Genomic DNA, 13,482 nt, shown 5'->3' on the forward strand with positions numbered 1-13,482 from the left:
CCCGCACCCCATCGAGCTGCCCGAGCAACTCCTCAACGGCCCCAACCTCACCCGCCACGACCACAGATGTGGGGCCGTTGACCGCCGCGACCGACACCCGGCCACCCCAGGCCGCGAGCCGCTCCTCCACCTGCTCCACCGGCAGCGCCACCGACGCCATCGCCCCCAGCCCGGCCAGCCGCTCCCCGATCAGACGGCTCCGCAAGGCCACCACCCGAGCCCCATCGGACAGCGACAGACCGCCCGCCACCACGGCTGCGGCGATCTCACCCTGCGAATGCCCAACCACCGCATCGGGGTGCAGGCCGAGCGATTCCCACACCGCCGCCAGCGACACCATCACCGCCCACGACACCGGCTGGACCACATCCACCCTGTCCAAGTCGCCCCCGCGGATCACTTCCAGCAACGACCAGTTCACGAACGGCTCAAGAGCCGCCGCACACTCCGCCATCCGCCCCGCGAACACCGGCGACTCCTCCAGCAGCCGCCGACCCATCCCCACCCACTGCGCCCCTTGACCAGGGAACACCCACACCGACTTCCCATCGACGTCGGCCACACCGCGCACGACGCCGGCGGCAGCCTCACCCGCCGCCACCGCACCCAGACCGGCCAGCAGCTCCCCGCCGACCACCACCGCACGGTGCTCGAACACCGACCGCGACGACACCAGCGCATACCCCACATCCACCGGATGCAGACCGCCACGCACATGCGCCATCAGACGATCCGCCTGTGCCCGCAACGCCCCGGCAGTCCTGCCCGACACCACCCACGGCACCACGCCCGCCGCAGGCTCGCGATCCTCCGTTACGACTTCCGGCCCTTGCTCGAGGATCATGTGCGCGTTGGTGCCGCTGATCCCGAACGACGACACACCAGCCCGGCGCGGACGACCGGTCTCCGGCCACTCGGTGGCCTCGGCCAGCACCTCCACCGCGCCCGTAGTCCAGTCCACATGCGAGGACGGCGCATCCACGTGCAACGTCCTGGGCAGCACCCCGTGCCAGAGCGCCATCACCATCTTGATCACACCAGCGACGCCGGCCGCCGCCTGCGAGTGCCCGATGTTCGACTTCACGGAGCCGAGCAGCAGCGGCCGCTCCCGACCCTGACCGTAGGTGGCAAGCAGCGCCTGAGCCTCGATCGGGTCACCCAGGACGGTACCCGTCCCGTGCGCCTCGACCGCGTCCACGTCAGCGGGAGCGAGCCCGGCATTGGCCAGCGTCTGACGGATCACCCGACGCTGCGACGGCCCGTTCGGCGCCGTCAGGCCGTTGGACGCGCCGTCCTGGTTGATCGCGGACCCACGCACGATCGCCAGCACCTGGTGCCCGTTATGCTGAGCGTCCGACAGCCGCTCCAGCATCACCAGACCGACACCCTCGGACCAGCCGATACCGTCCGCCGAGTCGGCGAAGGCCTTGCACCGGGCGTCAGGCGCCAGCCCACCCTGCTCGTTGAACTCGGCGAACGCCCCCAATGTCGCCATCACCGTCGCGCCACCGGCGAGGGCCAGCGAGCACTCGCCGTTGCGCAGCGCCTGTGCCGCCATGTGGATGGTGACCAACGACGACGAGCACGCGGTGTCCACCGTGACCGCCGGGCCCTCCAGCCCGAAGGTGTAGGAGATCCGCCCGGACGCCACACTCGCCAGATGGCCGGTCATGATGTGACCGCGCGACTCTTCCCCGGGAACGTAGTCCGTCCCCACGGAGCCGATGTACACACCGGTGGCGCTGCCGCGCAACGCGTCCGCCGCGATGCCGGCGCGCTCGAATGCCTCCCAGGCGACCTCCAGCAGCAGCCGCTGCTGCGGATCCATCGCCAGCGCCTCACGCGGCGAGATCCTGAAGAACTCCGCGTCGAACTCGGGCGCGTCGAAGATGAACCCGCCCTTCAGCCCGAAGTCACCGTAGCTCTGCCAGCCACGGTCGCTCGGAAGCGGGGTGATGGCGTCCTGTTCCTCGATGACCAGCCGCCACAGATCCTCCGGAGAGCTCACCCCGCCGGGGAAGCGGCACGCCATCGAGACGATCACGATCGGGTCATCCGTCATCGGGGCAGCGGCCACGGGCACCATGACGTCACCGTGCGTGCCCAGCACCTCGCTCAACAGGTGCTCGGCCAGAACGATCGGGGTTGGGTAGTCGAAGATGGCCGTGGACGGCAGGCGCAGCCCGGTGGCGGTGTTGAGCCGGTTGCGCAGCTCGATCGCGGTGAGGGAGTCGAAGCCCAGCTCGCGGAACTCGCGGCGCGCCTCCACGGCGTCCAGCGAAGGATGCCCGAGGACGGCGGCGGCCTGAGCCCGGACCAGGTCGACGACGAACCGGACGCGGTCAGCCTGCGTCAGACCGGCCACCTGCCGCAACAGCACCCCGTCACCGGCGGGCGCCGACGATGCCGTACGGCGGGCGCCGCGCACGAGGCCGCGCAGCAGCGGCGGGATCTGTTCCTGCGGCAGGGACGGCGGGTTCAACCGCACCGGCACCACCAGCGGCAGATCCGAGCCGATCGCGGCATCGAACAAGGCCAGCCCCTGCTCGGTGGTGATCGGCGGCATCCCGGCAGCGGTCATCCGCTGCACATCGGCCCGGGACATGCCGCCGGTCATCCCGGTGGCCCGCTCCCACAGCCCCCATGCCAGCGACAAGCCCGGCAACCCGTGCGCCCGGCGCTGGGCCATCAACGCATCCAGCCACGCATTCGCAGCCGCGTAATTGCCTTGCCCGGCGCTCCCCATCACCCCAGCAAAGGAGGAGAACACCACAAACGCGGCGAGATCCGGGTCCTGGGTGAGTTCGTGCAGGTGCCAGACGGCATCGACCTTCGGCCTCAGGACGGTGTCCAGCCGTTCCGGTGTCAGTGAGGCGATCGTGCCGTCATCCAGCACACCCGCCGCGTGAATCACCACGGTCAGCGCACGCCCGGACAGCAGCGCCGCCACCTGGTCTCGGTCGGCCATGTCGCAGGCGGCGATCTCGACGTCTGCGCCGTGAGCGATCAGCTCGGCCTGCAGCTCCGCCGCTCCAGGAGCGTCGAGTCCCCGCCGGCTGGTCAGCAGCAGATGCCGCACCCCGTGCTCGGCCACCACGTGCCGAGCCACCTCAGCACCCAGACCACCCGTGCCGCCGGTGATCAGCACCGTCCCATCCGGATCCCACCGGCGCGGCATCGTCAACACGATCTTGCCCGTATGCCTGGCCTGACTCATGAACCGGAACGCCTCCCGGCCGCGTCGCACGTCCCACGCCGTCACCGGCAACGGCCGCAACTCACCAGCCGCGAACAACCCCATCAGCTCGATCAGGATCTCGCGCAGCCGATCGGTGCCCGCATCCAGCACATCGAACCAGCGATAAACCAACCCCGGGAACCGGTCCGCGTCACGGATATCGAGCTTGCCCATCTCGACGAACCGGCCCCCCGGACGCAACAACCGCGCCGAGGCATCGACGAAATCCCCGGTCAACGAATTGAGGACCACGTCGATCCCCCGCTCCCGGCGGAACTTCTCCTCGAAGTCCAGATCCCGCGAGGAGGCGATGTGATCGTCCGGGATACCCAGCGACCGCAGCACATCCCACTTGGCCGGACTCGCCGTGGCGAACACCTCCACACCCAGCCGCTGCGCCAGTTGGATCGCCGCCATCCCCGCACCGCCCGTGCCGGCATGCACCAGCAACGACTCACCAGCCCGCAACCCGGCCAGATCCATCAACCCGTAGAAGACCGTCAGGAACACCACCGGGATCGTCGCCGCCTCCTCAAACGACATCCCATCCGGAATCTTCACCAGTAGCTGATCACCGGCCACCACAACCGGGCCGAAACCGCCCTCGACCAGACCCACGACACGGTCCCCGGGCTGCAGGCCGGCAACTCCGGGACCCACCTCCAGGACCACCCCGGCCGCCTCGCCGCCCATCAAGCCGACCTTGTCCTGGAACCAGCCCAGCGCATTCAGCCCATCCAGCAGATCCCGGAAGTTCACCCCCGCGGCATGGACCTCAATCCGCACCTGCCCAGCAGTCAGCGGAGCAGCGGCCTGCGGGAACTCCAGCAGCTCCAGCGCATCCAGACTCCCCTTAGCCCGGCTCCCCAACCGCCACGCCACCCCACCCGACGGCGGCAACAACCCCGCCCCCGACCCCAGCACCGCCAACCGCAGCACCCGAACCTGCCCAGCCCGCACCGCCACCTGCGGCTCACCCGAAGCCAGAACCCCAGCCAGCGTCTCCGGCTCTAGATCTGCGCCCACATCCAGCAGGACGAAACGACCCGGATCCTCCGACTGCGCCGACCGCACCAACCCCCACACCGCCGCAGCGGCCAGATCCTCCACGGGCTCACCGTCGCTCGCCGAGACAGCGCCCCTAGTCACGAACACCAGCCGCGAACCTTCCAGCCGCTCATCGGCCAGCCACTCCTGCAGGAGTCTGAGCACCGAAGCGGCCACCTCATGCGCACCGGCCACCACATCCACGCCCAGCCCGGCCACCCCAGCCAGCACAACACCGGGAACCGGCCCGGCCGAGGCCAGCGCCGACAGATCCCGATGAACCTCGACCGGCCACGCCTCCACAAGATCCGGCCCCAACCCCTCAAGACCGGCCACCGTCACATCGGCCACAGGCAGGTCGGCGAGCGTGGCCCACTCCAGCCGGAACAGCCCATCCCGCTCCGACACCCGACCACCCGCAGCGGCGAGCTGGTCCGGCGAGAACGGACGCAACACCAACGACCCCACCGACAACACCGGCTCACCAGCGGCATCCACCGCCGTCAACGCGACCGAATCGACACCCGTCCCGGCCAGCCGCACCCGCAATACGGACGCCCCGCTCGCGTGCAGGCAGACTCCACCCCACGAGAACGGCAACCGGCCACCCTCCACCGGCTCCAGCCCCACGAACGGAACCGCATGCAGCACCGCATCCAGCAAAGCCGGATGCACCCCGAACAACCCCGCGCTCGACGAAGCCTGCTCAGGAAGAACAACCTCGACAAACACCTCACCATCCCGGCCTTGCCAAGCCGCCCGAAGCCCCTGGAACACCGGCCCGTACTCGAACCCACCAGCCGCCAGGTCCCCATAGACCCCGTCCACGTCGATCACGGACACACCCCGCGGCGGCCATTCCCCGACATCGAACCGCTCCCCTGCCGAACCCCCTGCCGCCAGCACGCCGACCGCGTGACGCACCCACGGCGCGTCATCCCCGGCCTCGGCCGCTCGGGCGTAAATGCTCAGGCTCCGGTGGCCGTTGTCCTGCGCGGCGCCTACCCACACCTGCACCGCGACCGCATCCCGCTCACCCAGCACCAGCGGAGCCGTCAAGGTCAACTCCTCGACCACCTCGCACCCGACCCGATCCCCGGCCCGGATCGCCAACTCCAGGAACCCAGTCCCCGGGAAGATCACCGTCCCCGCCACCGCATGATCAGCCAGCCACGGATGCGACCCCAGCGAGATCCGACCGGTCAGCAGCACGCCGTCCGAGTCCGCCAGGCCGACAGCCGCGGCCAGCAGGGGATGCCCGGCAGTCGCCAACCCCGCCGCCGTCACGTCTCCAACTCGCGGGCCCGTGCCGTCAGGCCAGTAGCGCTGGTGCTGGAAGGCGTAGGTGGGCAGATCCACCCGGCGCCCACCGGCCAGCACACTCTGCCAGTTCACCTCGGCTCCGCGGACGGACAGTTCGGCCGCCGAGGTCAGCATCCGGTCCAGGCCGCCGTCGTCGCGGCGCAGCGTGCCCGCGATCACAGCCTCCACACCGGCCTCGTCCACGCACTCCCCGATGCCGACCGTCAGCACCGGATGCGGACTCACCTCGACGAACACCCGATGCCGCTGCTGCAGCAACTGCCCCACCGCCGGAGCAAAACCCACCGTGCGGCGCAGGTTCTCACACCAATAGGCGGCATCAAGCTCCGGGCCTTCCAGCCACCCGCCGGTCACCGTCGAGAGCATCGGCACCCGCACCCGCCGCGGCGACACCTCCGCCAGCACCTGAGCCAGCTCTTCCCGAATCTGGTCCACCTGCGCCGAATGCGAGGCGTAATCCACCGCGATCCGCCGCACCCGCACCCCATCGAGCTGCCCGAGCAACTCCTCAACGGCCCCAACCTCACCCGCCACGACCACAGATGTGGGGCCGTTGACCGCCGCGACCGACACCCGGCCACCCCAGGCCGCGAGCCGCTCCTCCACCTGCTCCACCGGCAGCGCCACCGACGCCATCGCCCCCAGCCCGGCCAGCCGCTCCCCGATCAGACGGCTCCGCAAGGCCACCACCCGAGCCCCATCGGACAGCGACAGACCGCCCGCCACCACGGCTGCGGCGATCTCACCCTGCGAATGCCCAACCACCGCATCGGGGTGCAGGCCGAGCGATTCCCACACCGCCGCCAGCGACACCATCACCGCCCACGACACCGGCTGGACCACATCCACCCTGTCCAAGTCGCCCCCGCGGATCACTTCCAGCAACGACCAGTTCACGAACGGCTCAAGAGCCGCCGCACACTCCGCCATCCGCCCCGCGAACACCGGCGACTCCTCCAGCAGCCGCCGACCCATCCCCACCCACTGCGCCCCTTGACCAGGGAACACCCACACCGACTTCCCATCGACGTCGGCCACACCCCGCACGACCCCGGCCCTGGGCTCACCGGCCGCGACCGCACCCAGACCGGCCAGCAGCTCCCCGCCAATCACCACCGCACGGTGCTCGAACACCGACCGCGACGACACCAGCGCATACCCCACATCCACCGGATGCAGACCGCCACGCACATGCGCCACCAGACGACCCGCCTGTGCCCGCAGTGCCTCTTCGGACTTCGCCGACACCACCCACGGCACCACACCGCCGGCCGTACCAGCAGGCACCACACCGCCGGCTATACCAACAGGCTCCACAACCTGCGGACCCTGCTCCAGGATCACGTGCGCGTTGGTGCCACTGATCCCGAACGACGACACACCAGCCCGGCGCGGACGACCGGTCTCCGGCCACTCCGCCTGCTCGGTCAGCAGCTCGACGGCACCAGCCGACCAGTCCACATGCGAGGACGGCTCGTCGACATGAAGCGTCCTGGGCAGCACCCCATGCCGGAGCGCCATGACCATCTTGATCACACCCGCGACACCGGCAGCTGCCTGCGTGTGACCGATGTTCGACTTGATCGACCCCAGCAACAGCGGCCGCTCCCGATCCTGCCCATAGGTCGCAAGCAGCGCCTGCGCCTCGATCGGGTCACCCAACGTGGTCCCGGTCCCATGCCCCTCCACCGCATCCACATCAGCCGAGGTAAGCCCCGCACCAGCCAGCGCCTGACGGATCAACCGCCGCTGGGAAGGCCCGTTCGGCGCCGTCAGGCCGTTGGACGCACCGTCCTGATTGACCGCAGACCCACGGACAACGGCGAGCACCCGATGCCCGTTACGTTGAGCATCGGACAACCGCTCAAGCACCACCACCCCGACACCCTCGGACCAGCTCACCCCATCGGCCGCCTCCGAATACGACTTGCACCGCCCGTCACCGGCAAGCCCACCCTGCGCACTGAAGTCGATGAACGGCCCGGGGTTGGCCATGACGGTCACGCCCCCGGCCAGCGCCAGCGAGCAGTCACCCCCACGCAACGCCTGCACAGCCAGGTGCATCGCCACCAGCGACGACGAACAGGCAGTGTCGACCGTCACCGCCGGGCCCTCCAGCCCGAACGTGTAGGAGAGGCGACCGCTTGCGACGCTGCCCGCCGTACCGGTCCCGACGAACCCCATCACCTCGGGCGGGAACGGCACACTGCTCGCGTAGTCGTGATACATCACCCCCGCGAACACGCCAGTACGGCTCCCGCGCAGCGACACCGGATCGATCCCGGACCGCTCCATCGCCTCCCACGACACCTCCAGCAGCAACCGCTGCTGCGGGTCCATCGCCAGCGCCTCACGCGGCGAGATCCCGAAGAAACCAGGGTCGAACTCCCCGGCCTCGTGCAGGAACCCGCCCTCCCGCACGTAGGAGGTGCCTCTGCTCTCGCGATCCGGGTTGTAGACGGCTCCCAGGTCCCAGCCGCGTGTGGTCGGGAACGGCGAGATCCCGTCCACGCCCTCGGTGACGAGCCGCCACAGGTCCTCCGGAGAGCTGACCCCGCCCGGATAGCGGCACGCCATGCCCACGATCACGATCGGGTCATCCGCCACCGGCTGGATCCCGGCGGGAATCACCACATCGGCCTGCTCACCGAGTAGCTCGGCCAGCAGGAACTCCGCCAGCACCACCGGAGTCGGGTAGTCGAACACCAGCGTGGCGGACAACCGCAGCCCCGTCGCACCGCTGAGCCGGTTGCGCAGCTCGACCGCGGTGAGCGAGTCGAAGCCCAGCTCGCGAAACTCCCGCCGCACCTCAACCGTCTCCGGCGAGAGATGCCCCAGCACCATGGCCACCTCGGTGCGCACCAGGTCCATGAGAGCTTCGGTCCGCTCGCTCCCAGTGAGCGGAACCAACCGCTGCAACAGCGTGCCGGCCGCCGCCGACCTTCCGGCCGCGATCCGACGCCTTCCCCGCACGAGCCTGCGCAGAAGCGGCGGGACATCGCCCTGGGCGCGAAGCGCCGGCAGGTCCAGGCGGACCGGGGCCACGACGGCTTCACCAGTACGAATTGCCGCCTCGAACAGGGCGACGCCCCGTTCCGGCGCGAGTGGAGGCGTGCCGGCGCGGGCCAGCCGCTCCACGTCGCCGGTGCTCAGGGTGGCGGTCATCCCGCTGTCCTGCGCCCACGCACCCCAGGCGAGCGACAATGCGGGCAATCCATCGGTACGGCGCCGCTGAGCGAGCGCGTCGAGGAACGAGTTCGCCGCCGCGTAGTTGCCCTGACCGGCGGCGCCGACGGTGCCGGCCACGGACGAGAACACGATGAACTCGGCCAGATCCAGATCCGCGGTGAGCTCGTGCAAATGCCAGGCGGCATCGGCCTTCGGCTTCAGCACGGTGTCCAGCCGCTCCGGCGTCAGAGACGCGATCGTCCCATCGGCCAGTACTCCCGCCGTGTGGATCACCGCAGTCAACGAACGCTCGGCAGCCAGCAGCGCGGCCATCTGATCCCGGTCCGCCACATCGCAGGCGACGACCCTGACCTCCACACCCCGCGCGACCAGTTCGTCCCGCAGCTCCACCGCACCCGGAGCATCCAAACCTCTACGACTGACCAGCAGCAGCCGCCGTACCCCACGCCCGGCCACCACATGCCGCGCGAACAACGCCCCCAGCCCACCGGTGCCACCCGTGATCAGCACCGTCCCGTCCGGATCCCACGGCCGCGACACTCCACCAGCAGCGGGCACCAGCCGTGGAACCCACACTTGGCCCTCGCGCAGCGCCACGTGCGGCTCGCCGGAAGCCAGCACCACGGGCAGCATGTCCGGCAGGGCCGACTCCTGGTTCTCCTCCACGTCGACGAGCACGAACCGGCCCGGATTCTCCGACTGGGCACTACGAACCAAGCCGCATGCGGCAGCGGCTGGCAGATCCGATATGACGTCATCGTCCCCGGCCACGACCGCGCCCCGCGTCACGAACACCAGCCGTGAACCGCGGCACCGGTCGTCGACCAGCCACTGCTGCAGTACGGCCAGCACGCGGGCGTTCAGCTCGTGCGTCGCGTCCACCACCGCGGCGGATGGGTCGGAGACCAGCTCGGTCACCACGGCGTCCTGCGCCTGATCCGCAAGGTCGAAGGTGTGGAGGCCGACCACCACTGCCTGCGGCGCGGGGTCGGTCACCGGCACCGGCGGCATGGGAGTCCACTCCACCTTGAACAGGGAGTCCCGCTCGCTCCTCCGACCGCCTTCGCCGGTTTCCGCCGCGAGCGGCCGCAGGATGAGCGACCGCGCCGTCAGCACCGGTTCGCCCGCCTCGTCAGCCACTGCCAGGGAGACGGCGTCACCCTCGATCCTGGCCAGCCGTACACGCAGGACCGACGCGCCACCGGCGTGCAGGCACACCTCACCCCACGAGAACGGCAACCGGCCGCCCTCGGAATCGTCGAGCCCCGCGAACGCCACTGTGTGCAGCGCCGCGTCCAGCAGGGCCGGATGCATGCCGAACGCATTGGCGTCCGATTCGAGCCGCCTCGGCAGGCTCACCTCGGCGAAGATCTCGTCATCTCGCCGCCAGGCTGCCCGCAGGCCCTGGAACAGCGGTCCGTAACTCAGCCCGCCCTCGGCGAGCTGCTCGTACAGCCCCTCCAGCTCGATCGAGGTCGCACCCTGCGGCGGCCAGACAGAGGTGTCGAATCGCTCGACGGTCTGACCACCGACGGCGAGGACACCGACCGCGTGCCGTACCCAGGGCTCGTCGTCGGCGGCCTGCGCAGGCCGGGTGTAGATGCTCAGGTCGCGCCTGCCGGCCTCCTCCGCGCCCACCCACACCTGCACCGCGACGGCGTCGGTCTCCGTGAGCACGAGCGGCGCCGCTAGGGTGAGTTCCTCGACGAGGTCGCAGCCGACCTGGTCACCGGCCCGTACGGCCAGCTCGAGGAAGGCGGTGCCGGGGAACAGGACCCTCCCGCCCACGACGTGATCGGCCAGCCAGGCCTGTGACCGCAGCGACAGATGTCCGGTCAGCAGAGCGCCGTCCGAAGCGGCCAGCGCCACCGCGGCGCCCAGCAGCGGATGCCCGGCAGCGGCCTGTCCCAGGTATCGCACGTCGCCCATGCGCGGGCGCGGCCAGTACCAGTCGCGCTGGAACGGATAGGTCGGCAGCTCAACACGCCGTGCGGACGGGAGTACCGCCCGCCAGCCGACCGGCACCCCGCGCACGTGCAGCTCGGCCAGCGCCGTCATCGCCGCTGTCTGCTCACCGCGGTCCCTGCGCACCGCGGGCACCAGTACGGCCTGCGATCCGTGCACGTCGACGCCCAGGTCCACGAGGACGTCGGCGGCCATGGCGGTCAGCACGCCGTCGGGGCCGAGCTCCAGATAGGCGCGTACGCCCTGGCTGTCCAGTGTGCGGACCGCGTCGGCGAATCGTACGGTGTTGCGGACCTGGTCCACCCAGTAGCCGGGCAAGCACACATCCCCGGTCGAGGTGGAGACGATCGGGATCTGCGGCGGGTGGTAGGTGAGCGTCTCGACGACCGCGCGGAACTCCTCCAGCATCGGATCCATCAGCGGTGAGTGGAAGGCGTGCGACACCCGCAGCCGCTTGGTCCTGAACCCTCGCTCTTGCAGTGCGGCAGCCGCCTCCAGCACCGCCTGCTCAGCACCCGCGATCACGGTGGACGACGGGCCGTTCACCGCGGCGATCGACACCCCGGCCAGCCCCGAGACCTCCGCCTCAGAAGCCTGCACCGCCACCATCGCCCCACCGGCAGGAAGCGCCTGCATCAACCGCGCCCGCGCCGCCACCAGCGTGCACGCGTCCTTCAGAGTCAGCACCCCGGCCACATGAGCCGCCGTGAGTTCCCCGATCGAATGCCCCACCAGCACATCCGGCTTGACGCCCCACGACTCCATCAGCCGGAACAGCGCCGTTTCCAAGGCGAACAGCGCTGGCTGCGCCCACCCCGTCTGGTCGAGCAGATCGGCGGCGTCACCACCCGGCTCGGCGAACATCACCTCGCGCACCGAGCCGTCCAGATGCCGGTCGAACTCCGCGACCACCGCATCCAGAGCCCGCGCGAACACGGGGAACCGCTCGTACAGTTCCCGTCCCATCCCCGCCCGCTGACTGCCCTGACCCGTGAACAGCACGGCAAGTTGCGGCTCCGCCATGGCCACCCCGCGGGCCACGCCCACAGCAGGCACGTCGTCGGCCAGAGCACCCAGCCCGATCAGCAGATCCTCACGGTCCTCGGCCAGCACCACCGCCCGGTACTCGAAGGCCGATCTGGTCGTCGCCAGCGAGAACGCGGTGCCGGCCAGGTCAAGACCGGGCTCGCCGTCCAGGAGGGCGGCCAGTTGCCCGACCTGCGCGCGCAACGCCTGGTCGGTCCGGCCGGAGAGCAGCACCGGCAACATCCCCTCGGCTGGAGGCGTCCGCTCTTCGGCGTCAGAGATGGCCGGGGCCTGTTCGATGATCATGTGCGCGTTGGTGCCGCTGAATCCGAACGACGACACGCCCGCCCGCCACGGCCGATCAACTTGCGGCCACGGCCTGGCCTCGGTCAGCAACTCCACCGCGCCCGACTCCCAGTCGACATGCGAGGACGGCGCGTCCACATGAAGCGTCTTCGGCAGCAGGCCGTGCCGCATCGCCATGACCATCTTGATCACACCAGCCACCCCGGCTGCGGCCTGCGTGTGCCCGATGTTCGACTTCACCGACCCCAGCAGCACCGGCCGCTCCCGACCCTGCCCATAGGTCGCCAGCAACGCCTGCGCCTCGATCGGATCACCCAGCGTCGTCCCGGTCCCGTGCGCCTCCACCGCATCCACCCCAGCACCGGTCAGCCCCGCACCCGCCAGCGCCTGCCGGATCACCCGCTGCTGCGACGGACCATTCGGCGCCGTCAACCCGTTCGACGCCCCGTCCTGATTGACCGCCGAGCCGCGCACCAACGCCAGCACCTGGTGCCCGTTGCGGCGAGCGTCCGACAACCGCTCCAGCACCAACAGGCCGATCCCCTCCGACCAGCTCGTCCCATCCGCCCCCTCCGCGAACGCCTTACACCGCCCATCACCCGCCAACCCACCCTGAGCACTGAAATCGATGAACATCCCGGGAGTCGCCATCACCGTCACGCCACCGGCCAGCGCCAGCGAGCACTCCCCACCCCGAAGTGCCTGCACTGCCAGATGCAACGCCACCAACGACGACGAACAGGCGGTGTCGACGGTTACCGCCGGCCCCTCCAGCCCGAGCGCGTACGCGACCCGCCCCGTCGCCACGCTTCCCGCCGTGCCGGTGGTCGCGAACGCCCGCACATCCAACGGAAACTCCACACTCGGCCCATAATCGTGATAAATCACCCCCGCGAACACGCCGGTACGGCTCCCGCGCAGCGAGACCGGGTCGATCCCGGCCCGCTCCAACGCCTCCCACGACACCTCCAGGAGCAGCCGCTGCTGCGGATCCATCGCCAACGCCTCACGCGGCGAGATCCCGAAGAACCCCGGATCGAACTCCCCCGCCTTGTGCAGGAACCCGCCCTCCCGCACATACGACGTCCCCCGACTCTCCCGATCCGGGTTGTAGACGGCTGCCGGGTCCCAGCCGCGCGTCGTCGGGAACTCCCCGATCGCGTCCCCGCCCTCGGCCACCAGACGCCACAGGTCTTCGGGAGAGCCGACCCCGCCCGGGAAGCGACACGCCATCGAGACGATCACGACCGGATCGTGCTTGCCCGACTCGACTTCCTGGAGCCGCCGACGGGTCTCGCGCAGATCGGCGACGACCGACTTGAGGGAATCGACGAGTTTCCGGTCTTCCGACATCGGGGCGTACCTCCGAAGTGCTCCGATACGAACCG

1 protein-coding gene is annotated in these 13,482 nt (G+C 70.1%); it reads right to left on the minus strand.

The window, feature by feature from the left end:
* A partial coding sequence (locus FHR32_RS45045; RefSeq protein WP_184758691.1) for a type I polyketide synthase occupies positions 1 to 13,447 on the minus strand: 13,447 nt, incomplete at its 3' end.
* Between the last annotated feature and the right edge of the window lie 35 nt (positions 13,448 to 13,482).

This window comes from Streptosporangium album (genome assembly GCF_014203795.1).
GTDB lineage: Bacteria > Actinomycetota > Actinomycetes > Streptosporangiales > Streptosporangiaceae > Streptosporangium > Streptosporangium album.